The sequence below is a fragment of the Paractinoplanes bogorensis genome, assembly GCF_018829635.1.
In the GTDB taxonomy this organism is placed as follows: Bacteria; Actinomycetota; Actinomycetes; order Mycobacteriales; family Micromonosporaceae; genus Actinoplanes; species Actinoplanes bogorensis.
Window position 1 is genome coordinate 376,620 of sequence record NZ_JAHKKG010000011.1, and the last position, 25,659, is coordinate 402,278.

The 25,659-nt window shown below is 70.3% G+C and carries 18 protein-coding genes and 1 pseudogene; 11 read left to right on the forward strand and 8 right to left on the reverse strand.

Annotated elements, in window-relative coordinates; genetic code table 11:
• The first annotated feature begins 10 nt into the window (after positions 1-10).
• On the forward strand, positions 11-328 hold the full coding sequence (locus KOI35_RS33680) for a DUF3349 domain-containing protein (RefSeq protein ID WP_215792729.1): 318 nt from the start codon (positions 11-13) through the stop codon (positions 326-328).
• A 9-nt stretch (positions 329-337) separates the two neighbouring features.
• On the opposite strand, the gene KOI35_RS33685 is transcribed toward KOI35_RS33680, so the two are convergent.
• Positions 338-1,192, reverse strand: a complete 855-nt coding sequence (locus KOI35_RS33685) for an oxidoreductase (RefSeq protein ID WP_246614160.1) — start codon at positions 1,190-1,192, stop codon at positions 338-340.
• 61 nt (positions 1,193-1,253) lie between these two features.
• On the opposite strand from KOI35_RS33685, the gene KOI35_RS33690 reads away from it, so the two are divergent.
• A complete protein-coding gene (locus KOI35_RS33690; protein ID WP_215792731.1) occupies positions 1,254-1,847 on the forward strand; it encodes a TetR family transcriptional regulator in 594 nt (197 codons plus the stop codon).
• Here KOI35_RS33690 and KOI35_RS33695 read toward each other — a convergent pair.
• The 3 genes from KOI35_RS33695 to KOI35_RS33705 form a co-directional block, all read right to left on the reverse strand.
• Entirely contained in the window at positions 1,821-5,204 is a 3,384-nt protein-coding gene (locus KOI35_RS33695) for a hypothetical protein (RefSeq protein WP_215792732.1), read from the reverse strand. The genes KOI35_RS33690 and KOI35_RS33695 overlap by 27 nt on opposite strands.
• Positions 5,205-5,464: 260 nt before the next feature.
• On the reverse strand, positions 5,465-6,163 hold the full coding sequence (locus KOI35_RS33700; RefSeq protein ID WP_215792733.1) for a hypothetical protein: 699 nt from the start codon (positions 6,161-6,163) through the stop codon (positions 5,465-5,467).
• 42 nt (positions 6,164-6,205) lie between these two features.
• Positions 6,206-7,294, reverse strand: coding sequence for a glycerophosphodiester phosphodiesterase (locus tag KOI35_RS33705; RefSeq protein ID WP_215792734.1), 1,089 nt, complete (start codon positions 7,292-7,294; stop codon positions 6,206-6,208).
• 193 nt (positions 7,295-7,487) lie between these two features.
• Here KOI35_RS33705 and KOI35_RS33710 point away from each other — a divergent pair, with 193 nt between their 5' ends.
• A complete protein-coding gene (locus KOI35_RS33710; protein ID WP_215792735.1) occupies positions 7,488-7,916 on the forward strand; it encodes a DUF6392 family protein in 429 nt (142 codons plus the stop codon).
• Positions 7,917-8,102: 186 nt separating this feature from the next.
• Positions 8,103-8,558, forward strand: a pseudogene (locus KOI35_RS33715) (DUF2306 domain-containing protein); the annotation flags it as partial.
• Positions 8,559-8,590: 32 nt separating this feature from the next.
• Here KOI35_RS33715 and KOI35_RS33720 read toward each other — a convergent pair.
• Positions 8,591-11,530: a glycine--tRNA ligase gene (locus KOI35_RS33720; protein ID WP_215792736.1), complete on the reverse strand. Its 2,940-nt coding sequence runs from the start codon at positions 11,528-11,530 to the stop codon at positions 8,591-8,593.
• Positions 11,531-11,574: 44 nt separating this feature from the next.
• Between KOI35_RS33720 and KOI35_RS33725 the strand changes: the two genes are divergently transcribed.
• Positions 11,575-12,717 (forward strand): acyl-CoA dehydrogenase family protein, encoded by a 1,143-nt coding sequence (locus KOI35_RS33725; RefSeq protein WP_215792737.1) that lies wholly within the window; start codon positions 11,575-11,577, stop codon positions 12,715-12,717.
• Positions 12,718-12,728: 11 nt separating this feature from the next.
• Positions 12,729-15,011: an FUSC family protein gene (locus tag KOI35_RS33730; protein ID WP_215792738.1), complete on the forward strand. Its 2,283-nt coding sequence runs from the start codon at positions 12,729-12,731 to the stop codon at positions 15,009-15,011.
• Between the two features lie 48 nt (positions 15,012-15,059).
• On the opposite strand, the gene KOI35_RS33735 is transcribed toward KOI35_RS33730, so the two are convergent.
• Positions 15,060-16,070 carry a sugar phosphate isomerase/epimerase family protein gene (locus KOI35_RS33735; RefSeq protein WP_215792739.1) on the reverse strand — a complete coding sequence of 337 codons (1,011 nt, stop codon included), beginning with the start codon at positions 16,068-16,070 and terminating at the stop codon, positions 15,060-15,062.
• A gap of 143 nt (positions 16,071-16,213) precedes the next feature.
• Here KOI35_RS33735 and KOI35_RS33740 point away from each other — a divergent pair, with 143 nt between their 5' ends.
• Positions 16,214-17,401 (forward strand): ROK family transcriptional regulator, encoded by a 1,188-nt coding sequence (locus tag KOI35_RS33740; RefSeq protein ID WP_215792740.1) that lies wholly within the window; start codon positions 16,214-16,216, stop codon positions 17,399-17,401.
• Positions 17,402-17,439: 38 nt separating this feature from the next.
• On the forward strand, positions 17,440-18,015 hold the full coding sequence (locus KOI35_RS33745) for a hypothetical protein (RefSeq protein ID WP_215792741.1): 576 nt from the start codon (positions 17,440-17,442) through the stop codon (positions 18,013-18,015).
• Here the strand turns inward: KOI35_RS33745 and KOI35_RS33750 are convergent.
• Positions 18,010-19,497, reverse strand: a complete 1,488-nt coding sequence (locus KOI35_RS33750; protein WP_246614161.1) for a sensor domain-containing diguanylate cyclase — start codon at positions 19,495-19,497, stop codon at positions 18,010-18,012. The two genes, KOI35_RS33745 and KOI35_RS33750, sit on opposite strands and share 6 nt — an antisense overlap.
• A gap of 192 nt (positions 19,498-19,689) precedes the next feature.
• Here KOI35_RS33750 and KOI35_RS33755 point away from each other — a divergent pair, with 192 nt between their 5' ends.
• Entirely contained in the window at positions 19,690-22,131 is a 2,442-nt protein-coding gene (locus KOI35_RS33755) for a LamG-like jellyroll fold domain-containing protein (RefSeq protein WP_215792742.1), read from the forward strand.
• Between the two features lie 45 nt (positions 22,132-22,176).
• Here the strand turns inward: KOI35_RS33755 and KOI35_RS33760 are convergent, their stop codons facing one another.
• Entirely contained in the window at positions 22,177-22,809 is a 633-nt protein-coding gene (locus tag KOI35_RS33760; RefSeq protein WP_246614162.1) for a hypothetical protein, read from the reverse strand.
• A gap of 184 nt (positions 22,810-22,993) precedes the next feature.
• On the opposite strand from KOI35_RS33760, the gene KOI35_RS33765 reads away from it, so the two are divergent.
• Together KOI35_RS33765 and KOI35_RS33770 are read left to right on the forward strand one after the other, a co-directional pair.
• Positions 22,994-24,754, forward strand: a complete 1,761-nt coding sequence (locus KOI35_RS33765) for a glycoside hydrolase family 6 protein (RefSeq protein ID WP_215792743.1) — start codon at positions 22,994-22,996, stop codon at positions 24,752-24,754.
• Positions 24,755-24,828: 74 nt separating this feature from the next.
• Positions 24,829-25,575, forward strand: a complete 747-nt coding sequence (locus KOI35_RS33770; protein WP_215792744.1) for a PP2C family protein-serine/threonine phosphatase — start codon at positions 24,829-24,831, stop codon at positions 25,573-25,575.
• The last annotated feature ends 84 nt before the right edge of the window (positions 25,576-25,659 follow it).

The window sequence follows — 25,659 nt, forward strand, 5'->3', positions numbered from 1 at the left end:
GGCTGACGACATGGCGGAAGACCGCTCCAACTTCCTCAGCCGTACGGTCGGCTGGTTGCGGGCCGGATATCCGGCCGGTGTGCCGCGGCAGGACTACGTGGCGCTGCTCGGCCTGCTGCGCCGTAAGCTGACCGAGGAGGAGATCCGCAAGATCGCGGCCGACCTCGCCCAGCAGTCGCAGCAGTTCGACGACCCGATCTCGGCCCAGGACATCGAGGCGATGATCAGCGACTCGATGCTGCAGGAGGCCACGCCCGAAGACGTGGTCCGCGTCTCGGCCCACCTCGCGGCCGGCGGCTGGCCCCTGGCCGACCCGCCGACCGACTGACCGGCATTCCTATCGTGCGGCCGGGTCCCCGAGACCCGGCCGCACGCCGGTCATCTCCTCCGACACGGCCCACAGCCGCCGCCCGTTCTCCGGGTCGCTCGCGGCCGGCGCCGGTGTGATCACTCCCGGCGCGCCGCGCATCTCGCCCAGCCCGCTCGGCCCGATGAACTGCCCGCCTTGTACGCCCGGCTCGGTCGCGGCGAACACGGTCGGGCGGGCGCCCTGCTCGGCCGGGACGGCCAGGATCGGGTTGCCCAGCCGCAGCAGAAGCGTGCGGTAGAGGCCTTCTTGCACGCCCGCCTGCAGATTGGTGACGGCGTAGCCCGGATGGGCGAGCACGCTCCTGATTTTCTGGCCGGAGGCCCGGAGCCGCCGGTCCAGCTCGATTCCGAAGACGGCATTGGCCAGCTTCGACTGGTTGTACGCCTGGTTGCCCCGCGCGGCGTTCAGGTCGTCGAACCGGAGGCGGCCCTTCCTGTGCAGCACCGAACTGACCGTCACGACCCGGTCGGTGATGCGGTCGAGCAGCAGCCCGGTCAGCGCGAAGTGGGCCAGGTGGTTGACCGCGAACTGCACCTCGAACCCCTGAGCGCTGAGCGTCGGCGGCGGCGCCATCACGCCCGCGTTGTTGACCAGCACGTCGACCCGCTCGATCCCGGCCGCGAACGCGCGCACGCTCTCCAGGTCGGCCAGATCCACGACCCGGACCTCGCTGCTGCCCTTTTCGAGGCGAGCTTGCGCCGCTCGCCCTTTCTTCTCATCCCGTACGCCCATGACCACGTGCCCGCCGCGGTCGGTGAGCGCTTTGGTGGTGGCGAAACCGAGCCCGCTGTTGGCCCCCGTGACCACATAGGTAAGTGCCATGTGCCTCATGCTGCCGCGCGTGACACACTGTGTCAACCGCGTCATGCCGTACCATCGCGGCATGCCCGACTCCCTCGCTGAACGCAAACGCCGACTGGTCAGCGAAGAGCTGCGCGAGGTGGCGTTGCAGTTGCTGGCGGCCAAGGGCTACGACGAGACCACGGTCGACGAGATCGCCGCCGCGGCCGGCATGTCCCGGCGCACGTTCCACCGCTACTACGCCTCCAAGGAGGACGTGGTCATCCAGCTGCTGGCCGACGTGGGCGACCAGGTGGTAGCCGAGCTGGCCGCACGCCCGCCGTCCGAGCCGCCCGCGGTGGCCCTGCGCCAGGCGGTCGGCGTGGCGATCGACGTCTGCGCCGGCCACCACGACCGGGTCAAGCTGCTGGCGGTGATCCAGTTGATCCTGCGCACGCCGACGCTGCACGCCCGCTTCCTGGAACGGCAGTCCACCTCGGCCCCCGACATGACCACGGTCCTGGCCACCCGCCTAGGTCTGGACCCTGCGGACCTGTTCCCTGACATGGCTGTGCGGATGGCTTTCGCCGCATTCAACGCGGTGCTGCAGCGCTGGGTCGCCAGCAACGGCGACTTGGACCCGCAGCAGCTGACCGACCAGGCGTTCGAGCTACTGGCCCCCGCCCTCGGCCGGTAGATCCCACGGGTTGTCGGGGCTCTCGCCGGCCGCTCGTCTGCGCTCGTACTCCGTGCGACAGGTCGCGAGGACGGCGGCCGCTTCCGGTTCCCAATCCTCGGGCGGCGTTCGACGCGGGTCGTAGGGCGCCAGCCTCGGGACCTGTTCGCCGAGCTCACGGATAAGAAGCGCGGCCTCGTCGAGTTGAGTCCGATGCACATAGGGCTCCCCGTCGCCCCACGCGACTACATATGCGGAGCGAGCGTGGGCCACCGCTCGCGCCCTCTCGCCGAGAGCCCTCCACAGGTGAGCGAGCGGCAGATCGGGCGGGCAAACCTGAGCGGACAGGCGCAGGGCTGATTCGTGAGCGGCGTCTTGCGATCCCTGCCCCGATCGTAGAAGCGCCAGCGCTAGCAAAGCCTCTCCATGGAGATCTTGAACCCCAACCTCATTGGCCATTCGTAAGGCTTCCTGCAACGCCGCGACACTTTCGGCCGGCTCGCCTCGGTGAAGGCGCCACTCGCCCCGATACATGATCGCGCTTCGCAGCGCGGAACGGTTCCGATCAGATCGAGCGAGATCTTCGATCACCGAGAAGTCGGCGGAGGTTGCTCGACCGGCAGGAAACTTGACTCGGGCCAGATAGCTCAGTTCGGCGTTGCCCAATCTGTACTGATCGAGACGGGTTCTGAGGTCCATCGACTCGATGGTGATCCATATCTTTTCCGCCTCCGACCACTGGCCGAGGTGGGCAAAGTACCCCATCCTCAATACTCTGGCGATCAGAAGCGCTTCTCGATCGCCTGTCATCTCGGCCAGCGCCAGGCTCATGGCACAACAGCGTTCCCCGAGCGCCAGATGATGCAGATCCGACATGTCGATCGCTAGGTTGTGAAGCGCGTTTCTGAGCCCAACCGGATCCTTTTGCGACAAGGCGTCCCGAAGGGCCAGGCGGGAGAGCTGTGCAGCTTCGGAATGGAGGCCGAGGCCCGACAAGGCGATGGATGAATCCACACACAGCCCGAAGGCCTGTTGAACGCCTTCGATGGGTGCGGACCAGTCTGGTTTGAATAAGGGGCGCACGACCGCGCAGTATTCGGGATAGGCCTCCAGGTTGTACAGAAGAATGGTGGTTATATCGGTCGAGAGCGCTTCGCACGCATCGTTCAGCCGATCGAGCTGAATCAGCGTACTGACAACCGTCAGTGCCGTTCGTAGATCTTCGAGAGACTCCGCGTCGGCTAACGAGTCCGGTATCCGTTGTGAGAAATGATCAATGATCTGCTGGCCGAGCCGGCCGCGATCACCGCCGGCGAGCCGAGAATTTCCGATCGCCCGTACGACAGGGTGCAGATCCCAGCGGCCGATCTGGCGGTCGTACTGCAACAAGCCTCGGCGTTCGAGGCCACTGACCGTTTGTGCCAGGTTCGCTGACGCCGACCTCGATTCGGCTGACGACTCCCACTCGGCGTAGAGCTGTTCGTATCGCTGCCATCGGGCACGGGCGTTCAGGTAGATAGTTTGATAAGCCCGTGCGATCGCGGAGTTCTCCTCCTCCGAGGGCGTCTTTTCGGGCTTGATCGGCTCCGCAATTCGTGCGGGTGGTGGTGAACGATGAGGATTGAGCGCTTCGAGGGTGGCGTGATCAGCTGCCCCGGGAAGTAGCGCGATCGCGGCCAGTAGCTGCCAGCTCTCGGAAGGCAACTCCCGGATCGCCGCTTCGAGGATGTGGTTCCGTTTCTGGACCAGATCCAGGTCGCCTACGTCCAGGCGACCGCCGTGTTCCGGGTCGGCGGCCCACCGGTCGAAGTTGCCGCGATCGGGCAGGTACTCGGCGATCAGGCCGGCCACGACGCCGGTTACCAGAGGGTGGCAGTCGCAGTGGCGTTGCAGGAATGTCTGCATCTGCGAGGAATCGCCGCGGACTCCGCAGGAGCGCAAGAGTTCCTCGGCGTCCTGGGGACGGAAGCCGGACAGGCGCTCGACCAGCACGCCCGGGATGGGCTGGCTGGCCGAGTTCAGCATGATCCGTGGGGTCAGGCGCGACGTGATCAGCACCTTGGACGGTGAGGCTGCGGCCAGCTGGCGTAACAGTTCGTCGTCCAGCGGGCGGATTGCGCTGCACGGGTCTCGGCTGCCCATTTCGTCGGTGCGGCCGGCCATCTCGTCGGGCATCTGGCTGGCGTCGAAGCGGTGGTAGGAGACGAGCACGCGTTCGAGACCGTCCAGGACGAGCAACCACGGCCGGGAGTGCAGCTGGTGGAGCAACTGCTCGGTCAGTTTCGTCTGGGGCAGGTCAGCGAAGCCGGCCGGTGGCCGGCCGGTCATATAGGCCAGGGCGCGGCGGCAGAAGTCGCCCATCAGGGCGCCCTTCTCATAGAACGAGTACCAGAAGCGGCCGGCCCATCGGTCGCTGGTGTTTTGGGTGAGCCACTGCCAGGTCAGCATGCTCTTGCCGGTGCCGCCGATCGCCTCGAACAGCAGGATCGGGTGGGGCTGGGCCGGAGTGGCCCAGTCGTCCAGGGTCTCCAGCTGGGCCTGGCGGCCGACGAACTCGTGGGAGCCGATGTAGTGCGGCTCGGCGTACAACCTCGGCGGGCGGGGAATGCCCTCATCGCCGCCGGACAGGACCACCGGCACGCGGGGGCGGGGGACGTACTGCCGATTGTTCAGCCACGGAACCTGGCCGGCCCAGGCGATGTCGTTGTGCACCGGCTGGTGGCCGGCGGGCAGGCGGGCACCGGCCTCGCGGGTGACGTCAGCCGGCGTGAGGCGCTCGTCGCCGTCGACCGAGCCACGCATTGCCTCGAGCAGGGCGGCGGTGAACGAAGTCGTCTCGCCGTCCGCCGGGGCCTCGCTTCCGGCGTCGGCGGCACCGGCGAAGTACCAGCCCGCCGCCTCGTCGACCTTGACCGAGACGCCGGGCAGGGCGGAGGCGGCGCGGTCCGAGTGGCAGCAGTCGAGCACGAGCATGCGCTTGTCGGCCCGGGAACCGCCGGCCGCGGCGACGAGGTCCGTCACGCTCACGCCGGTCGCCCGGGGATTGGCGCGTTCGGTGTCGCGGGTCGCCAGACAGAGTTCCGTCCCGACCGGCTCGGCGTAACCGACGAAGTAGACCAGAAGAGCGCCCTGGCGGCCGACCAGCTTGGCGACGTCGGCGACCGCACGCAGCACGGTTGCCCGGTCGGGGTCGAACAGCTGATAGAGCCGGGTCGGTGCGGCCACGCCCCACAGGTCTTCGGCGCCGAGTTCGGCGGCCATGCGCCGGACGTTCTCGTGGGCGGCGCCGACCCGCGGGTAGTCCGAGCGGAGGCAGTCGGCCACCCCGATGAGCAGGGCGACCGACTGGCCCGGGTCGAGTCGTGCGGCCTTGTCCACGGTGGCTTCTCAGTCGGTCAGCGCGTCGCGGACGATCCGCGCCGCCGCCTCGGCCAGTTCCCCGTCGACGTCGTCGACCCATTCCCACTCGACCCGCATGCGGTCCCTCTCGTGGCAGTTGTCTCCCGGCAACCTGGCACACCGCGGCGCCCGGCGGGAGAGCCCTGAGGAGTGATGCGGAAACCGACCGGACGACGCGTTCCGCCTCCCGGTCTTGTTCGACGAAAGCGTGAGCAAGCCCAACCACGGCGGGTTGTGGGTCAGGCCGGGTTCGCGACGAGCAGCTCGTCGAGTTGCCTGGCGACGCTGGTGCGGTTGTGGGCGTCGACGACTCGTACGAGAGGGGAAGCTGCCAGGGCGGCCAAGCGGTTGTCGCGGCACGAGGCCGGATGGGTTGAGGCGGCCGCGATCCGGTCCGCGTAGCGGCCGGTGCCGGAAAGAACCAGCACGGGGCGGTGGTGGGCGAGACTGTGCTCGGTGTCGGTGAGCGCGATGTCGCCGCCGTTGACCAGCACGGTTGCGCTCGGGTGGGGACCGGCCAGAGTGGTCGCCACGGCGGCCAGGTAAGGGGCCTCGTCACCCCACGTGTCGCCGGGCGTCAGCACGAAGTGTGAATGGTGGCGGTCGAGGGGAGCCGCGTCGGGATTGCCGTTGGCGTGACCGGGGAAGGTGACCGTGCCCCGGGCGGCCACGCCGACCAGCGGGAACGGGGGACCGGCGGCGCGGGCCCGGCCCAGCAGGCGCATCACGCCCGCGTCGGTGCCGCCGTCGACCGCGATCGCGCCGTGGCGGTTGACGGCGGGCGCGATCAGAGTGGTGAACAGGGTGGCCAGGTCGTCGTCGAGGCCCGCGGCGCCGCCGACCACGACCAGCACCGGGCGCGGCGCCAGGCCGAGCGAGGCGACCGCGGCCGGCACGTCCCCGAGCCCGGTGACCACGGCGCGCACCACGTCGGACATGTCCACGGACCCTACCCGGCCCGTGGACATGTCCTCAGCGCGTCAGTGGGCGAGCTTGCGGGCCAGGACGCCGATGTCGGGCTGGTCGGTGAACAGGCCGTCGATGCCGGTGCGGAGGAAGGTGATCTGCTCGTCGATCGCCTTGCCGTAGTCGTTCGGGTTGGTGCCGACCCGCAGCTCGGCCGGCAGGAACTGGTTCTCGGCCCGGAACGTGTACGGGATGACCTTGACGCCGGCCGCGTGCGCGTCCTTGACCAGCGACGTCGGCGTGCCCAGGGTGGCGTCGGCGTTGCGCGGGATGATCTGGTTCTTCTCCGGGCCGATGCCGTCCACGTACTGCGAGAGCTCCTTGAGCCCGGCCGGGGTCAGATATTGCGCGTACGTCTTCGTGTCGTTGAACGGGCTGCCCGCCGCGCTCGTCAGGAACACCAGGTTGACCTGCACCCGGTACTGCTGGTGGAGCACCTTGAGGTTGGCCGCCTCGAACGACTGGATCCACACCTTGGCGCCCCGCTTGTCCAGGCGGTTGCGGCGCAGGGTCTGCACGAGCGGGGTCTCGAGCTCGAGCCCGAGGTTGCGGAAGTACGTGGGGTGCTTGGTCTCGGGGATGACACCGAGGTCGCGGCCCAGTTCCTTGGACAGCTTGGCCCGCAGGTCGAGCATCTCCTGGAAGGTCGGCACCTCGAACAGGCCGTCGTAGAGCGTGTTCTCCTGCCGTACGGCGGGGAGCCGCTCGATCGCGCGCAGGGTCTTCAGTTCGGCCAGCGTGAAGTCCTCGGTGAACCAGCCGGTGACGCTGATCCCGTCGAGCGAGACCGTCTTCCGGCGGTCGGCGAACTCGGGCCGGGTGGCCACGTCGGTGGTGCCGCCGATCTCCGGCTCGTGCCGGCACACCAGCACGTGGTCCTTGGTGCTGACCAGGTCGGGCTCCATGTAGTCGGCACCCATCCGGGCGGCCAGCTCGTACGAGGCGAGCGTGTGCTCGGGCCGGTAACCGGAGGCGCCGCGGTGGCCGAACACCTCGGAGTCCTTCCGGCGGGTGGCTTCGGCCGGGGCGGCAATCGTTCCGGCCAGCGCCGGGGCGGCCGCGGCGACCGCTCCCATGCGCAGCACCTGACGTCGGTCGGCCACGAGATCCTCCACGGGACTCGTCGCCGGCGTCCCTCGCCGGTGGTCCCGGTGAGAAGTCGATGCGACTCGATAGACCGCGAGGCGACCTTGACGTGGCGGCCGGGGAAACGACGCGAAAAGCGTCGGCGGGTTCACACAGCGTTAACCCTGCTGGCTTAGTGTCACCGGCGGTAGCGCTCTGAAGGGGTGCAAGATGCAGCCGAACGTCGTCCCGCGAAGCGACCTGACCCAGCTGCTCGGGCAGAATCTGCTCGAAGGCCAAGCCCTCGCCGTCAGCCGTGAATATGGCCTGATGGCGACCCAGGGTGCACGCACCTACGAGTCCCGGGAGTTCGGCGTCGAGGTCGCCGTCGACGAGTACGACCGGGTCACCTGGGTGGTGCTGCACTTCCACGGCGACGCGGGGTTCCAGCCCTACCGCGGCGCGATCCCCGGCCGCGGCGGCACCATCGCCCGGCGTAACAGCCTGTGGGCGGCCCTGGGCCGGCCGACGCAGAGCACCGACCCCAACCGCATGGGCCACGGCGGCGCGGCCGACGAGTGGGTGTTCCCCTGGTTCGTGATGCAGGCCCAGTACGACAACGAGGGCGACCACCTGCTCCGGATGTATCTGGCCCGCTAGTACTTTGGTACGGCTCGTCCGCGGCCTCGATGCCGATGATCGGACCCGGCTCCGGCGGCGACGATTCCGGGCATGTCGAAGCTCGTACCGGCCGGGCTGATCGCCCTGTCCCTGGTTCCTTCTCTGGCGGGCGCCGTCCGCCTCGGTTCTCTGGCGTCCGGCGATGCGCCGGCCCGTTTCGCCGACATGCCCGCGCCGGTGGTGGTGCACATCATCGGGGCGCTGATCTACAGCCTGGTCGGCGCTTTCCAGTTCTCCGCCGAGTTTCGGCGCCGGCACCGCGCCTGGCATCGCCGGGCCGGCCGGGTCATCGTGGTGGCCGGCCTGGCCGTGGCCCTGAGCGGCGCCTGGATGACCCTCTTCTCCGACCTGCCGGACAATGACGGCATCGTGGTCAACGTCGCGCGAATCGTCGTTTCGACCCTGATGGCGTACGGGCTGGTGGTCGCCGTCATCGCCATCCGCCGACGCGACATCCGGCGGCACCGGGCCTGGATGATCCGCGCGTATGCCCTGGCCCTGGGGGCCGGGACGCAGGTGTTCACGCTCGGTCCGCTGACCGCTGTCGAAGGCGCGCAGCCGAGCGTGACCGTCCGCGCGATCGGCATGCTGCTCGGCTGGGCCATCAACGCCGCGGTCGCGGAATGGATCATCCGGCGTCCGCGGAACAGCGGCTACAGGCGCAGCTCCGGCCAGTCCAGCAGGCCCTCGCCCAGATCGCGCACCGTCGCCAGCAAACCCAAGCGGGCCGCGCGCAGCGACTCGTCCTCGGCCATCACGAACACCTCGTCGAAGAAGCGGGTCAGGGGCTCGACCAGCGGTTCCACGGCGGCCGTGAAGGCGGCCAGGTCGGTGCCGAAGCCGAGCTTCACGTTGCCCACCGCCTCGTGCAGGGCGATCTCGGCCGGCTCGACCAACGCCGAAGGCTCGTAACCGGCCAGGGTGCCGGCCGGGACGATGCGGCGGGCCCGCTGAATGGCGGCGGCCACGGCCACGAAGTCCGGATTGCCGACCAGGGTCGCCAGCTGCGCCAGCTGGGCGTCGACGACTGACGGGCGGGCGTAGTGGATGATGGCGGCCCGGACGCGGTCGACCGGCTTGCCCTCCTCGGTCAGCACCTGTTCCAGGCGGCGCGCCAGGAAGTCGCCCGCGGCCTCCAGGACGTCCGGCGAGACCGGGACGGGCTGCTGAGCCGCGGCCGCGCGCAAGGCGTCGGTCAGGGACAAGGCCGACAGGGCGGGGTGGGCGCGGTGCACCGACAGCAGGCCCAGCACGGCCCGGCGTACGGCGAAAGGATCGCTGCTGCCCGTGGGCAGGCCGACCGTGGCGGCCAGGCCGGCCACCAGGTCGAGGCGGTCGGCCAGCGAGAGCAGCGCGCCGGGGATCGAGAACGGTACGGCGTCGCCGGTGCTGCGGGGGAGCTCGGTCTCGTAGACGGCCTGGGCGACGTCGCGCGGCTCGCCCGCGTGCAGGGCGTAGTCGCCGGCCATCACGCCGGCCAGGCTGGTCATCTCGGTGACCAGTTGCGAGCCGAGGTCGAACTTGACCAGACGGGCGGCGCGGCCCAGCGTGGCCGAGGACAGGCCGAGCGAGTCGGCCAGGGCCAGCGCCAGCGCGCCGATCCGGTCGGCCCGGTCGGCCATCGAGCCCAGCTTGTCGGTGAACGTCAGGCGGGACAGGCGTTCCCTCATGTCGGACGGAGCCGTGGCGCGGTCGGCGCGGTAGAAGAACGCCGCGTCCTCGTACCGGGCACGCAGCACGGCCTCGTTGCCGGCCTGCACCAGTTCGACGTCGACCGGGCCGTTGGCCACCGTGACGAACATGGGAAGCAGGTCGCCGTCGGCATCGCGTACGGGAAGATATCTCTGGTGTTTGCGCATCACCGTGGTCAGCACGGCCTCGGGCAGGGACAGGTAGCTCTCGTCGAACGTGCCGAGCAGCGGCGTCGGCGCCTCGACCAGGTAGCTGATCTGCTCGATCAGGGCGGCCTCGCCGGCCACGTCGATGCGGCCGTCCGGATAGACCTCATCCTGGGCGCCGGTCACGATCAGGTCGTGCCGGTCCTCGGCGTCGGCCACGATGCCGGCCAGGGCCAGCGTCTCCATGAAGACCTCGGCCGACGCGATCTCCACCACCGGTTCGGGCGAGGTGCGCAGCAGCCGAGTCTCGCGGCCGGCCGCCAGCACACCGACCGCGACCGGCACCACGTCGTCGCCCCACAGCGCGGTCAGCCAGCGGATCGGGCGGCTGTAGGAGAGCTGCGGGTCGTTCCAGCGCATGTTCTTGGCCGCGCGCAGACCGGTCACGACCTTCGCCAGTACGGGGGCGAGCACCTCGGCCGCCGCGCCACCGGTCTCGGGCTTCTCGACCACATGATGCTCGGCGTTCCCATAAATCGCGGTGCCCAAGTTGTCCGGAGAGACGCCCTGGCTCCTGGCAAATCCGGCAACGGCCTGCTCGGGGGCGCCGACCTTGGGCCCCTTGACCTGCCGGACGTGGTCGGCTTCGGCGGCAGCAACCGACGACACCAGCGCGATCAGCCGCCGCGGAGTGGCGAACACCCGCACCTCGTCATGGTCGAGGCGGGTGCTGCCCAGGCCCTCGGTCAACGCCCGCTGCACGTATTCACGAGCAGCCCGAGCCTCGGACGGCGGCAACTCCTCGGTGCCGATCTCGAAGATCAAGGCCCGGTTTCCCGTACGCGGACCAGGCGCCGCAACCGCAGAGGCGGGAGCGAGCGGCGACACGAGTCCGAGCGGGTGCCCCAGTTCGTCCCGGCGGGCGACCCACAGCTTGGCCACCTCCCCGGCCAGGCGCCGCATCCGGCCGAACTCGGCCGCCCGGTCGGCGGTCGACACCGCGCCACGTGAGTCGAGCACGTTGAACGCCTGCGAACACTTCAGCACGTACGTGTGCGCGGGCACCGGCAGCCCGGCGTCGATCAGCCGCTGCGCCTCGCCCGCATAGATCTCGAGCAGCTGCCGGTTGGCCGCGACGTCGGCGTCGTCCAGGTAGTAGCGGGACATCTCGTACTCGCTCTGGCCGAAGACCTCCCCGTACGAGACCCCCTTGGCGTACTCGATGTCCTTGAAGTGGGTCTTTTCCTGCAGCGCCATCAGGATGCGCTCGATGCCGTAGGTGATCTCGACCGACACCGGCTCCAGGTTGAGCCCGCCGGCCTGCTGGAAGTAGGTGAACTGGGTGATCTCGAGGCCGTCGAGCCACACCTCCCAGCCCAGTCCCCAGGCGCCGAGGGCCGGGGAGGCCCAGTTGTCCTCGACGAAACGCACGTCGTGGGCGTTGACGTCGATGCCCAGCGCGGACAGGCTGCCCAGGTAGAGCTCCTGCGCGTTGCCCGGGTCGGGCTTGAGGATCACCTGCACCTGGGTGTGGGTCTGCAGGCGGTTCGGGTTCTCGCCGTAGCGGGAGTCGTCGGGTCGCACCGAGGGCTCGACGTAGACGACCCGCCAGGGCTCGGGACCCAGCACGCGCAGGAAGGTCGCCGGGTTGAGCGTCCCCGCGCCGACCTCGGTGTTCATCGGCTGGACGGTCAGGCACCCCTGCGCCGTCCAGTACGCGGTCAACCGGGCCAGTGCGTCCTGCATCGTGAGCATGACCGAGAAGTCTAGGGCGGCCCCTGCGCGGGTAGGTACCGAACATGCTCGCCGGAGATCTTTACGCCTTTCAGGACCTGCTTTCGGCGGACGAGGCCGCCGTTGTGCGCCGTGTCCGTGACTTCCTCGACGCCGAGGTCGTGCCGATCGCGAACGACCACTGGCAGCGGGCCGAGTTCCCGCACCACCTGATCAAGCGGTACGCCGACCTCGACATCGCCGGCCGTTCCTCGTCGTCGCTGTTGAACGGCTGGCTCGCGCTCGAGATGGCCCGGGCCGACGCGTCGATGGCCACCTTCTACGGCGTGCACGCCGGCCTCGCCATGGGCAGCATCCGGATGTGCGGCTCGGCCGATCAGCAGGCGCGCTGGCTGCCCGAGATGGCGGCGTTCGACAAGGTCGGTGCGTTCGCGCTGACCGAGCCCACCGGCGGTTCCGACGTGGCGGCCGGCCTGCGCACGACCGCCCGCCGCGAGGGCGACGAGTGGGTGCTCGACGGGTCCAAGCGCTGGATCGGCAACGCGACGTTCGCCGATCTTGTCGTGGTGTGGGCTCGCGATGTGGCCGACGACCAGGTCAAAGGTTTTGTCGTACGCGGTGACGCGCCGGGCTTCGCCGCGACGAAGATCGAGAACAAGATCGCCCTGCGTACCGTGCAGAACGCCGACATCACGCTGACCGGGGTGCGGGTGCCCGAGGCCGACCGCCTGCAGAACGCGAACTCGTTCAAGGACACGGCCAAGGTGCTGCGCCAGACCCGCAGCGGGGTGGCCTGGGAGGCCGTGGGGGTCATGCTCGCGGCGTACGAGATCGCCCTCAACTACGCCAAGGAGCGCGAGCAGTTCGGGCGCCCGATCGCGAAGTTCCAGCTGGTCCAGGATCTGCTCGTCCGCATGCTGGGCAACGTCACCGGCTCGCTCGGCCTGTGCGTGCGGCTGGCCCAGCTGCAGGACGAAGGTAAGTACCGGGATGAGCACTCGGCCCTGGCCAAGGCCTACTGCACCACCCGGATGCGCGAGGTCGCGGGCTGGGCGCGGGAACTGCTGGCCGGCAACGGCATCGTCCTCGACTATGACATCGGCCGGTTCGTGGCCGACGCCGAGGCGCTCTACTCCTACGAGGGCACCCGCGAGATCAACACGCTGATCGTGGGCCGGGCGGTGACCGGGGAGAGCGCGTTCGTGTAAGACTGCGCCCCATGTGGCGGTGGGTGCGCAAGCGTGACCCGCAACTGGTCGTCGTCCGGCGGGCGGTCCGGATCACGCTGGTCGCCTGCCTGGGCTTCTACTTCTGCCGCTACGTGCTGGGCAGCGCCGCCATGGCCCCGTACGCGCTGTTCGGGGTGGTCGCCCTGGGCGCGCTCTCGCAGATCCCGGGCTCACCCCGGCAACGCGCCCGCACGCTGATCGCGGTCCTGCCGGTCGGCTGGGTGCTGGTCACCCTGGGCACGCTGCTCTCGGTCGACACGTGGGCGGCGGCGGCCGGCATGTTCGTGCTCGGCTTCGCGGTCAGCTTCGTCGGCGTGGGCGGGCCGCGGCTGGTCGGGCTCGCGGCGGGCATGCAGTTGCTTTACATCCTTCCCTGCTTTCCCCCGTACGATCCCGGCTCGCTCCCGGAGCGGTTGGCCGGCCTGACCCTGGCCGTCGTCCTGCTGGCCGTGGCCGAACTGGTGATCTGGCCCGATCCGACACCGCCGCTCTACCGGCACCGGCTCGCCGATGCGGTCTCGGCCCTGGCCGCCTGCCTCGACGCCCTGGCCGACCACTGGTCCGGTGCCGTGCCGAGCGGGCCGCCCGCCGCGCCGACGCCGGACGGGCTCGCCGCACCGACGCCGGGCGGGCTCGCCGCGCCGACGCCGAGCGGGCCGGCCGGCGAGCCGACGCCGGATGGGCCGGCCGCGCCGGCGCCCGGTCCCGAGCGACTGGCCGAGCTGTTCACGACCGCCACCGAGGCGGCCGACGCGCTGCGGCCCTCGCGGCTGCCGCCCACCGAACGGCCGGCTTCCGCGGGGCAGCGTGACCGGGCGCTGGCGTCGGCTGCGGGCACCGCGCGCCTGATGCTCGGCCGGGCGCTCGACCTCGCCTTCACCGATCATCGCGAGGCCGTCACCGGGCCGGCCGCGGCGAAGCTGCTGCGGACGGTCGCGGGCTGTGTCGACGCGACCGGCGCCTGGCTGCGCGCCGAGGGCCCGCTGCCCGACACCACGCTGGTGGCGGCGGCGATCACCGACTTCCGCGTGGCCCGCATGAACACCGACCCCAACGGCTTGCCGCCCGACCGGCTGCGCCTCGGCGCGCTCGCCCTGTCGCTGGGGGAGTGGACCAAGTCGCTCGTCTTCGCGGTGCGCCTCGCGGCCGGCGAACCGCCCGGACACCCCGATCCCACGCCGCCGTCGGCCCAGCCGGGTCTCTTCTGGTACGCCTACCGCCGGACACCCGCTCTCTGGTGGCACCGCCTGCGCGAAAACCTCACCCCGCGCTCGGTCGCCTTCCAGGGCGCGCTGCGTCTGGCCGCCGCGCTGGCCGTCGCCCGTCTGATCGCCGGCGTGCTGGACCTGTCGCACGGCTTCTGGGTGCTGCTGACGATCCTCACCGTGCTGCGTGCGTCGGCCGCCGAGACCCGCTCGACGTTGCGCCCCGCACTGATCGGCACGGTCGCCGGGTCGATCGTGGCCGCGCTGCTCCTGCTGCTCGGGCTCGACCCGATCGTCTACGTGATCGCCCTGCCGGTGGTGATGATCGCCGGGTTCGCGGCCGGCCCGCTGCTCGGGCTGGGCTGGTCGCAGGCCCTGTTCACGCTGGTCATCACGCTGGTGTTCGCCCAGTTCACACCGGTCGACTGGACGCTGGCCGAGCAGCGGGTGGCCGACGTGCTGCTCGGTGCGGCCATCGGCGTGCTGATCGGGCTGTTCGCGTGGCCGCGGGGTGGAGCCGGGGAGTTGCGCCGGGCCGCCGGGACGTTCCTGGCCGCGTCGGCCGCCGTCGTGCGCGAGACGGTGGCGGTGATGGCCGACGGGCACGAACCGGGCGACGCCATGCCCAAGGCGCGGCGGGCCGGGCAGTTGGCCGAGGCGTCGTATGCGCTGTATCAGAGCGAGCGGCACCCGTCGGCCACACTTGACTGGCAGGCGACGCTGATCGCGGGCCACCACGCCGTACGGGGATCGGAAGCTCTGATCAAGTCGTGCCCGGCCGGTGGTTTGCTGCCGTGCGTGACCCAGCTGACCACCCTGGCCGCGTCGGTCGCCACCTGTTACGACCGCTCGGCCGGGGCCCTCATGCGGGGCGAGACGCCGCCGCGGCCGCCGGTGCCGCCCGCGACGGAGTGGCCCGACGACCTCGGCCAGGACCTCTACATCGTGGCCGACCTGCGCGTCTGGCTCGACGGCCTGCGTGAGGACCTGACCAACATCACCGGCCGCCCCGAACCCGCCGACGACCTGCGCACCCGGGTGGCACAGGTCGCCGACGGGGCGACCTGACTGGACCGGCGGCCGCCCCCGCCAGGGGTCACGGCCGCCGGAAGCGCGTTACTTGCGGCGGGTCTTGATGCTCTCCAGGGCCGAGCAGCCGCGCCAGACGGTGTTGGCCGAGCCGGGCGGGTTGAGCGCCAGGTTGCCGGCGTCGTCGTGCTCGAGGAAGAACCGGTAGTCGCGCAGGTCGTTGAGCGCGGACAGCGTGCGGGTCCAGTCGACGTCACCCTTGCCGACGTCGACGAAACGGAACTTCTTGCCGCCGGCCCGGGTGCCCGCGGCGGCGGTGCGGTTGCCGTTCGGGTCCCACTTGATGTCCTTGATGTGGAACGCGATGAACCGCTTGCCGTGTTTCTTGATCCACCAGTACGGGTCCTCGCCGGCCACCGAGACCCAGCCCAGGTCGACCTCGAACTTCACGTACCGCGGGTCGGTCCGCTCGAGCAGGATGTTGAAGATCGGCGAGCCGTTCTCCAGCTTGAACTCGCTGTCGTGGTTGTGGAAGAAGAAGCCGCCGAAGCCCTGCTTGACGGCGTGCTCGCCGCACTTGTTGAATTGGTCGGCCAGCACCTTCATGTTCTCGCCGGTGAACGGGCCGAACCCGCCGCCGTCGAAACCGAAGGCGCTGCCGGTGCCGACGTACGGGAAACGCCCGAGTTTCTGCGCGTCTTCGAAGATCTGCATCCGGCCGTCATGCGTGGCCCACGGGTTGGGCAGGCCGGCGCCGCGGGGTCCGAAGTGGTTGCTCACGATCCGCAGCCCGTACGACTGGACGAGTGCCTTGAGCTGGGTCGTGGTCTTCTCGTAGTAGGTGCCGGCGAGTTCGAGCTCGCGGACACCGGCGTCGTGGACCGCTTCCAGGGCGATCTCGAGGTTCTTGAAGTCGGTGCCGATCAGCTCGCGGACGGTGAAGATCTGCAGGCCGATCCGGTCGGCCGGGATCGTGCTCGAACCGCCGCCGTGCTTCGGCGAGGCCATGGCCGCGCCGCCGGTGGTGGCGAGCGCCCCGGTGGCGAGAACTCCGGCGCCGGCACCGAGCAGGGTGCGACGACTGACGTTGTTGTCCACGGCTTCCCTTCCGTCGATCCAATGTCAGGCGACCATATGGGTCCTAACAAACTTTTAACAAGACGGTGGCAGAAGTAGATTGCTTGACGTGCATAAGTTGTCTGGTTCGCGGCGGATTGGTAGTCGTGTGCTTGACTTCCACCATGTCTGCGATTCCGACCCGTGAGACGGGGCTCGGCCCGGGGGAGCTCCTGCAGCTGCTTCGCGACGGGCAGCCGCGGACCCGTGCCGAGCTCGCCCGGATCACCGGGATGGCCCGGTCCACGGTCAGCCTCCGGGTGGACGCCCTGCTCGCCTCCGGACTGCTGGCGCCGTCGGGCGAGGCGGCCTCGACCGGGGGCCGGCCGCCGGCCCGGTTCGCGTTCAACCCGCAGGCCCGGGTCGTCGTCGGGGCCGACATCGGCGCCACCCACGCCAACGTGGCCCTGACCGACCTGCGCGGACGAGTCCTCTCCGAGGCGGCCGAGCGCCTCGACGTCACCGACGGGCCGGTCCCGGTGCTCGACCGCGTGATCGCGACGATCGGCCGGCTGCTCGGCGCGGCCGGCCGCGGCGTCCGGGATCTGGCCGGCATCGGGATCGGCCTGCCCGGCCCGGTCGAGCACTCCAGCGGCCGCCCGCGCCGCCCGCCGATCATGCCGGGGTGGGACGGCTTCGACGTGCCCGGGCACGTGCGCCGCCACTGGGACGTGCCCGTGCTGGTCGACAACGACGTCAACATCATGGCCCTGGGCGAGCACGTCACCGCCCACGCCGACCTCGACCACGTGCTGTTCGTCAAGGTCGCCACCGGCATCGGGGCGGGCATCATCAGCGGCCGTCAGCTGCTGCGGGGCGCGGTCGGGGCGGCCGGCGACCTCGGGCACGTGGCCGCCCCGAACGCGGCCGGGGTCCGCTGCGCCTGTGGCAACACCGGCTGTCTCGAGGCGGTGGCCAGCGGCCGGGCGATCATCCGGCAGCTCAGCGCGGCCGGGGTGCCCGTGGCCACCAACAGTGACGTCGTCGCGCTCGTCAACGGGGGCAACATCGAGGCCGCCCACGCCGTACGCCAGGCCGGTCGGACGATCGGCGAGGTGCTCGCGATGTGCGTGAGCATGCTCAACCCGGAGCTGGTGGTGATCGGGGGCTCGCTGGCCGGCGCGGGGGAGAGCCTGATCGCCGGGGTGCGCGAGGTGGTCTACGGGCGGTCGCTGCCGCTGGCCACCGGGCATCTGCAGATCGTCCCGGCCACGACCGGGTTCCAGGCCGGGGTGATCGGGGCGGCGACGATGGTCGTGCAGGACGTGCTGGCCGCCGAACGGGTCGAGCGGGGGCTCCTAAGTTCCGGATAAATCGGATCTCCACGACGAAATGCGGGACGCTTCGTCGGGTGGGACTGAGCCGGGCCGAGGTCACCGAGGGCGTCGACGTGCGCCTGGAGACGACTCTGCACGCGTACGAGGGAATGGTCTTGATCCCGATCCCGCCCGCGCTGCTCAAGGCGCCGCCCACCCACGCCGGGGTCCGGATCCTGCGCGGCGGGCGGGTGACCGGCCTCGGTGACGCGTACGAGGCGACCCGGCACGTGTGGGAGGGCTGCCGCATCGAGGGCGCCGGCCGAACCCTGGTCGTGCACGACCCGTACGGATACGTGATCACGCTGACCCAGCAGCCCGGCGACGACCCGATCCTGACCGTGGCCTCGCCGCCGATACCGGCCCGGCTGATCGACCCGCCGCTGCTGGCCGGCCTGCTCAGCGGGCTCGCGCTCGGCTGCATCGGGCCGTGCTTCGCGATGGGCCCGATGCGGCTGTTCCCGTCGGCGGCGTTCTTCTGGGCCTGGGTGCCGCTCTATCTGCTGATCGGCGGCGGTGCGGTGTGGCGGCCCGAGACGCGCCGCTTCGGCCTGGGGTTCCTGGCCAGCGGCGCCCTGGTCGGCATCACCGTGGCCTGGTTCTTCTCATAGCGTGTATCGCCGGAATCCGCCTCCGCTGCGCTTGGTGGCCCGCTTGGCCTCGTACATCGCCTCGTCCGCGCCCTTCATCAGAGCCTCGTAGTCGCCCGCGTCGTCCGGATAGAGCGCGATGCCCACGCTGCCGCCGACCGTGAGGTTCCGGTCGTCGATGCGGAACGGGAGCCGGAGCCGCTCGCAGATCCGCATCGCCACCTCGCTGGCCACGTTCTCGTCCGGGTCGCGGGTGAGCAGGATGGCGAACTCGTCGCCGCCCAGCCGGGCCACCACGTCGTGCTCGCGCACGGCGCCCAGCAGCCGCTTGGCCACCTGCTCGAGCAACTCGTCGCCCGCCTGGTGGCCCGCGGTGTCGTTGACCTGTTTGAACCCGTTGAGGTCGAGCATCATCAGCGCCACCCGGTTCCGCGACGCACCGGCCTCACGGACCGCCCGCTCAGCCTGCTCGATCAGGTGGGTGCGGTTGGGCAGGCCGGTCAGCGAGTCGTGGAACGCCTGGTGGCTGAGTTGCGCGACGTGGGCCTGAGCCGTCTGGCGCATCCCGGCGCTGTCCACGATCAGGGCGCCCTCGACCGACAGTTGATCGGCCAGCAGGCGGTCCTGGCTGGTCCAGGAACGGGTCGCGGACGAGTCGCCGGCCATGATCATGCCGATCGGGCCCTGGGCCGACATCAGGGGCAGCGCCACGTACGCCTGCAGGTTCATCAACCGCACCAGGCCGCCGGGGCGGACCCGCGCCGTGGCCGCGTCGCCGATCAGCGAGGCCTGCCCGCCCTGGATCGTCCGCCACACGGGCGAGTCGGCAGCGGCCCGGCCGACCAGGTCGCGGAGCTGCTCGTCGCCGTCGGGCAGGTTGACCGAGTGCACGAAGCGGATCGTGCCGGCGGCGTCGATCAGATAGACGGCGGCGTGCTCGGCCCGGAAGCCCTCGGCGGCCGAGGCGGCCAGGATGCGCCCGGCGTCCTCGACGGTGGCCGCGGCCATGCCCTGCTCGAAGAGCCGGCGCACCGTGGCCGACGAATGGGTGAGGAACTGGCGCTGACGCTCGGCGGCCAGGCCCTGCAGCGTGGTCGCGAAGTGCAGGGCGAGCGAGTCGAGCAGTTCCGGGCGCAGCACCTCGAGCGCGCCGCCGGTGAGCAGCAGCACGCCGACGGTCTGGCCGCCGATGCGCAGCCGTACGGTCATCTGCTCGCCGGTCACCTGGGGCCGCGCGCCGGCCGCCAGGCGCAGCACCTTGCCCGCCACGAACAGGTCGCGGTTGCCCGCCGGGCCGACCTGGGCGGTCACCTTCATGCCGATCTCGGAGTCGAGCTCGAAGACGGTGGCCGCGGTGAGGGCGGCGGCCGCCCGCAGGTGCGGTTCGGCCAGCTCGAGCACGTGCTGGACCGAGGGCGTGTCCTTGGTCATGAACGACACCAGGTCGGCCACCAGGGCGTCCTGGGGGTCGGCCCCGATCAGTCCCGGGCTGCTCACGCTCATGCCCCACAAGGTCGGCACCGGTCCGGCGGGCTTGACGGGCCGCCGGTCGCGGTTGGGGTGCGATCCGTTTCCTTTCCCGCCACCGGATATCGATCCTCATCAACCCTTGACGCGGCTTTCCCCGCGTTGTTCAAATGTGTTTGTTCTTGAGTGAGTTCGAGCGCAACCTTTCCACCGAAGGGAACTTCGCGCGTGAAGAAACATCTCGCCGCCCTCTCCGCCGCCGTCCTGCTGGTCGCGGGTGCGGCCGCCCCCGCCAGTGCCGCCCCCACCTGGCACCCCGGCATCCCACCCCTGGCGACCAAGTGGACCGACCAGGTCGGGCCGTCCAACGCCCTGCCCGAATACCCCCGTCCCCAGCTGACCCGCGACAAGTGGCAGAACCTCAACGGCGTCTGGGAGTTCGCCAAGGCTGACGCGGGACAGGCCGTACCGACCGGCCAGAGTCTCGGCGAGCGCGTCCTGGTGCCGTACCCGATCGAAAGCGCCCTGTCCGGCATCCAGCGGCACGAGGACCGCATGTGGTACCGCCGCACCTTCACCGTGCCGGCGGGTTGGAAGATCGGGCCGGCCAACCGCCTGCGCCTCCACTTCGGGGCGGTCGACTACGACGCCAAGGTGTTCGTGAACGGCACCCAGGTCGCCACCCACCGCGGCGGGTACGACGGGTTCGACGTCGACGTCACCGACGCGTTGAAGGGCACCGGGCCGCAGGAGCTGATCGTCTGGGCCGAGGATCTCACCGACTCGACCGGGCAGCCGATCGGCAAGCAGCGGCGCACGAGTGACCGCGGCATCTTCTACCTGGGCAGTTCCGGCATCTGGCGGACGGTCTGGATGGAGCCGGTCCCCGCTGCAGCCATCTCTTCTTTGAAGCTGACGCCGTCACTGACCTCGCTGGCTTTGACTGTCGAAGCCCCGGCCGGCCTCACGGTCAAAGCCGTGGCCCGCGACGGCGGCCGTAATGTCGGTTCGGTCACCGGCGCCACCGGCGCACCGTTGACGCTGCCGATCAGCAAGCCCAAGCTGTGGTCACCCGACAATCCTTTCCTGTACGACCTCGACGTCTCCCTGATCAGCGGGGGCAAGACGGTCGACACGGTCGGGTCGTACTTCGGCCTGCGCACGATCGGCTCGGCCCAGGGCGCCGACGGCAAGCTCCGGATCACGCTCAACGGCAAGATCCTGTTCAACATGATGAACCTCGACCAGGGGTTCTGGCCCGACGGCCTGTACACCGCCCCGACCGACGCCGCGCTGAAGTGGGATCTGCAGCAGGACAAGGCGATGGGCTTCAACGCGGTCCGCAAGCACATCAAGGTCGAGCCCGACCGCTGGTACTACTGGGCCGACAAGCTGGGCCTGATGATCTGGCAGGACATGCCGAGCAGCAACACCGGCCCGATCCCGGCCGAGTGGCGTGACCAGTTCGAGGCCGAGCTGCACGAGATGGTCCGCGAGCACCAGTCGTGGACGTCGGTCGTGGCCTGGGTGCCGTTCAACGAGGGCTGGGGCGAGTGGGACCGCACCGCCACCGGCCGGATTGCCGACTCGGTCAAGGCGCAGGACCCGTCCCGTCTGGTCAACGCCCACAGCGGCGTGAACTGCTGCAACTCCAAGGGCGACTCCGGCCGCGGCGACGTGATCGACTTCCACCAGTACCTGGGCCCGGCCTCGCCTTCCCCGTCCGGGACCCGCGTCGCGATCGACGGCGAGCACGGCGGCTACGGCCTCAAGACGTCCAACCACATGTGGTTCGGCGACGGGCAGGCGTACGAGATGGTGCCCGACAAGGCCACCCTGACCTCCCGCTACGTGAAGAACCAGGAGGACGTGCTCACCGCCGCCCAGAGCTGCGGCATCAGCGCGGCGATCTACACCCAGATCACCGACGTCGAGGCCGAGCTCAACGGCTTCTTCACGTACGACCGTCAGGTCACCAAGATGGACCTGCGCCAGGTGAAGGCGATCAACCAGAAGATCGTCCGGGAGGCTGACGGCTCGGGCTCGTCCCTGCCCCAGCCGCCACCCGGCACGCCCGGCCTCGAGGGCATCGCGTTCTGGCCGCTCGACGGCACCTACGGTTCGCTGACCCCGGTCGGCGACCCCGCCTTCGCCGACGGCCACACCGGCCAGGGCGTCGCCGTGAACGGCTCGACCCAGTTCCTGGATGCCGGCAAGCCGGTGCTGAACACGGCCTCGGACTATTCGGCCGCCGCGTGGGTCAAGCTCGACAAGGCGGACGGCGCCTTCCAGACCGTGGTCTCGCAGGACGGCGCTTCCAACAGCGACTTCTTCCTGCAGTACTCCGGTGCCGACCAGCGTTTCGCGATGAGCTTCGCCGGCGTGCGGGCCCTGGGTCCGGCCAAGCCCGAGCCCGGCAAGTGGTACCACCTGGTCGGCGTCCGGGACACGGTCAAGGGCGAACTGCGCCTGTACGTGGACGGTGAGCTCGCCGGAACCGCCAGTGCCTGCCTGCCCCAGGCCGCCCCCACCGGCAACACGGTGATCGGCCGGGGCAAGTACGGCGGCAACCCGGTCGACTACCTGGACGGCACGGTCGACCAGGTTCACCTGTACGACCGGGCCCTGTCTCCCGCGGAGATCAAGGAGCTGTACACCTCGAACCAGTAGCCGATTCTCAGCCGGAAGCGCCGTGCCCTCCGGGGTGCGGCGCTTTCAGCTCTGCGCCGGCTGCCCGGTCCGGGACTGGCGGCGGGCCTCGGCCACGTCGGTCATCAGATCGTCCCAGTCGGGGTCGGCCTTCAGGGGTGTCGCCCCGACCGGGCCGCCGATCCGGGCGTGGGCGTATTCCCACCAGGCGGCCACCCGCACCGGCCACAGGCCGACCCGCACCGCGCCGGCCAGGAAGCACCGGTGCGCCAGCAGCGTGGCGGCCAGGGTTTCCGGGTCGAGGTCGAGGGCCGGATCGTCGATCGACTTGCCGAAGGCCCGCACGTCGCGGTGCATCTCGGAGTAGGAGATCAGGTTGGGCAGGGCGGGCAGGCGGCGGTGGGCGCCCGGCTCGACCAGGTCGTCGGCGTAGACCGGGGTGAACACCATGTCGTCGACGGTGACGATGAGGGGGAGGATCTCGCGGCCCAGTTTGAGGTCGAGCTGCACCGCCGGGGCCCGGGTCGGGACGAAGACCGACTCGGCCGCCGTGACCACCTCGGGGTTCAGCTGCGCGGTGTCGCCCAGAGCGGGGATGTGCACGCGGACGAGCCCCCGCTTGACGCTGACCTCCGCACCCGGAACTTCGCTCAGCGCCTCGGTGATCTCGAAAACCTGCACATGCCCGTTATACGCCATGGGCACCACCGGTAGCCCGGCGAGCCGGTGTTAACGCATGATTTCTGATCTATGGCTCAACGATTGCGGTGGGAGCGCTCCCATGTCATGCTTCTCGAACAGCCGAGGAAGCGATGCCCCTCGATGCTTCTCCGGCTGATCCCCCGGCGCACGGGCGCCGCCGCATGTCTCGAGGAGCCACCACATGAGACCTGTCCTCATCCGCGGTCTGACCGCGGCCGCCGCCGCATCGCTCATCACTGGGGCGGGCATCTTCGCCGCCACCAGTGCGAGCGCCGCGGCCGGCTGTCGTGTCGACTATTCCGCCAACAGCTGGAGCACCGGCTTCACCGGCACGGTCAACGTGACCAACCTCGGTGACCCGATCTCCGGCGGCTGGCGGGTGACCTGGGCCTTCCCGGGCAACCAGCAGATCACCCAGGGCTGGAGCGCGACGATCACGCAGTCCGGCGCGAACGTCACGGCGACCAACCCGTCGTGGTCGGCCTCGCTCCCGACCAACGGCAGCGCGAACTTCGGCTTCAACGCGAACTACTCGGGCACCAACACCAACCCGGCCACGTTCTCGCTGAACGGCGTCGCCTGCACCGGCTCGACCGGCCCGACGACGCCGCCCACGACGCCGCCGACCACGCCTCCGACGACGCCGCCGACCACCCCGCCCACGACGCCGCCGACGAACCCGCCGGGCAGCAAGGTCGACAACCCGTACGCGGGCGCCAAGGGCTACGTCAACCCGGAGTGGAAGGCCAAGGCCGACGCCGAGCCCGGCGGCAGCCGTGTCTCGAACAACCCGACCGCCGTCTGGCTGGACCGGATCGCCGCCATCAACGGCACGTCCGACAGCAGCTCGAACGGGGCGATGGGTCTGCGGGACCACCTGGACGCGGCCGTCGCGCAGGGTGCCGGCTACATCCAGCTCGTCATCTACAACCTGCCCGGCCGCGACTGTGCCGCGCTGGCCTCGAACGGTGAGCTGGGTCCGAACGACCTGCCCAAGTACAAGACCGACTACATCGACCCGATCGCCGCGATCCAGGCCGACGCCAAGTACCGCAGCCTGCGCATCATCAACGTGATCGAGATCGACTCGCTGCCGAACCTGATCACCAACACCTCGGGTCAGGCCGGCGGCACGGCGACCTGCGACACGATGAAGGCCAACGGCGGGTACGTGCAGGGTGTCGGTTACGCCCTGAACAAGCTCGGCGCGCTCGCCAACACGTACAACTACGTGGACGCCGCGCACCACGGCTGGATCGGCTGGGACTCGAACTTCAACCCCACCGCCGACATCATGCTCGCCGCCGCGCAGGCCTCGGGCAGCGTCAACAACGTCACCGGCTTCATCACCAACACGGCCAACTACTCGGCCCTGCGGGAGCCCTTCGTGCAGCCGACCACCCAGGTCGGTGGCCAGAGCGTGCGGCAGTCGAAGTGGGTGGACTGGAACCAGTACACCGACGAGCTGACCTTCGCCCAGGCGTTCCGCACGAAGCTGGTCTCGATCGGCTTCAACTCCAACATCGGCATGCTGATCGACACCAGCCGTAACGGCTGGGGTGGCTCGGCCCGCCCGACCGCGGCCAGCACCTCGACCGTGATCGACACCTTCGTCAACGAGTCGCGCATCGACCGCCGGATCCACGCCGGCAACTGGTGCAACCAGTCCGGTGCCGGTCTGGGCGAGCGCCCGACCGCGGCCCCGGCCGCCGGCATCGACGCGTACGTCTGGGTCAAGCCCCCGGGCGAGTCTGACGGTTCCTCCTCGCTCATCCCGAACGACGAGGGCAAGGGCTTCGACCGGATGTGCGACCCGACCTACACCGGTAACGCCCGCAACGGCAACAGCCTGAGCGGTGCCCTGCCGAACGCGCCGATCTCCGGTGCCTGGTTCTCGGCTCAGTTCCGCCAGCTGATGGCCAACGCTTACCCGGCGCTGTAGCGAACGGGTAGTCAGGACCGCCGGCCCCCGCTCTAACCCACGAGGAGCGGGGGCCGGTGTACTAAAAAGAACTCATGGACATCAGCAAGGTCGCCTGGACCACCGCCGGCCGTCGCCTCACCGCGGCGGCCGGCAGTGTCGTGGGGGAGCGCTACGACGACAACTACGACGTGCTTCATCTCGACCCGGGCGGCCCGTTCGCGGTGGTGGCCGACGGGATGGGCGACGGTCCGGGCAGCACTATCGCCGGGAACACCTCGGTCGAGGTCTTCGTGCGCGAGGCCGCGGTGGGTGACACGCCGGCCACGCTCCGGGCGGCAACGGCAAAAGCCCAGGTTTCCGTACGGACGGCAGGCCGCGCTGTGGCCGAGTTGTGCGGTTGCACGCTGACCGCCTTCGTCGGGGCGGGCGACGACGCGGCGTGGATCGTGCAACTCGGCGACTCCCGGGCCTACCGGCTGCGCGACGGCCTGCTCGAGCTGCTCACCGTCGACCACACGATCGCCTGGCTGGGCGTCCTGCACGGCTGGTTCGCGGCGGACTCGGACGAGGCCCACGCGGCCCGATACCGGCTGACCCGCTATGTGGGGCATCCCGACGAGCCCGAGCCCGACCTGCTGCACGTCACGCTGCGGCCGGGCGACGTCTATCTGCTCTGCACCGACGGCGTGGCCGACCAGCTCTCCTACGAGAGCCTGACCCGCGTGCTGGCCGCCGATGACCCCGCGGCCGCCGCCCACACGCTGCTCGACGACACGCTGGCCGCGGGCGGCCGGGACAACGCCACCGCGATCGTGATCCGGGTCGAGCACACGGTCTGAAACACGGACGGCGGCCGGCCCGCGCCCCACGCGCAGGACCGGCCGCCCATCCGCACCTTCTCGGCCGGGGTGCCCGCCCCGGCC

Excerpts from the sequence above, each read along its gene's own strand:
- KOI35_RS33680 (WP_215792729.1), top strand. The coding sequence starts at position 11 with ATGGCGGAAGACCGCTCCAACTTCCTCAGCCGTACGGTCGGCTGGTTG.
- KOI35_RS33685 (WP_246614160.1), bottom strand. The coding sequence starts at position 1,192 with ATGGCACTTACCTATGTGGTCACGGGGGCCAACAGCGGGCTCGGTTTC.
- KOI35_RS33690 (WP_215792731.1), top strand. The coding sequence starts at position 1,254 with ATGCCCGACTCCCTCGCTGAACGCAAACGCCGACTGGTCAGCGAAGAG.
- KOI35_RS33700 (WP_215792733.1), bottom strand. The coding sequence starts at position 6,163 with ATGTCCGACGTGGTGCGCGCCGTGGTCACCGGGCTCGGGGACGTGCCG.
- KOI35_RS33710 (WP_215792735.1), top strand. The coding sequence starts at position 7,488 with ATGCAGCCGAACGTCGTCCCGCGAAGCGACCTGACCCAGCTGCTCGGG.
- KOI35_RS33720 (WP_215792736.1), bottom strand. The coding sequence starts at position 11,530 with ATGCTCACGATGCAGGACGCACTGGCCCGGTTGACCGCGTACTGGACG.
- KOI35_RS33725 (WP_215792737.1), top strand. The coding sequence starts at position 11,575 with ATGCTCGCCGGAGATCTTTACGCCTTTCAGGACCTGCTTTCGGCGGAC.
- KOI35_RS33730 (WP_215792738.1), top strand. The coding sequence starts at position 12,729 with ATGTGGCGGTGGGTGCGCAAGCGTGACCCGCAACTGGTCGTCGTCCGG.
- KOI35_RS33740 (WP_215792740.1), top strand. The coding sequence starts at position 16,214 with ATGTCTGCGATTCCGACCCGTGAGACGGGGCTCGGCCCGGGGGAGCTC.
- KOI35_RS33750 (WP_246614161.1), bottom strand. The coding sequence starts at position 19,497 with ATGAGCGTGAGCAGCCCGGGACTGATCGGGGCCGACCCCCAGGACGCC.
- KOI35_RS33760 (WP_246614162.1), bottom strand. The coding sequence starts at position 22,809 with ATGGCGTATAACGGGCATGTGCAGGTTTTCGAGATCACCGAGGCGCTG.
- KOI35_RS33765 (WP_215792743.1), top strand. The coding sequence starts at position 22,994 with ATGAGACCTGTCCTCATCCGCGGTCTGACCGCGGCCGCCGCCGCATCG.
- KOI35_RS33770 (WP_215792744.1), top strand. The coding sequence starts at position 24,829 with ATGGACATCAGCAAGGTCGCCTGGACCACCGCCGGCCGTCGCCTCACC.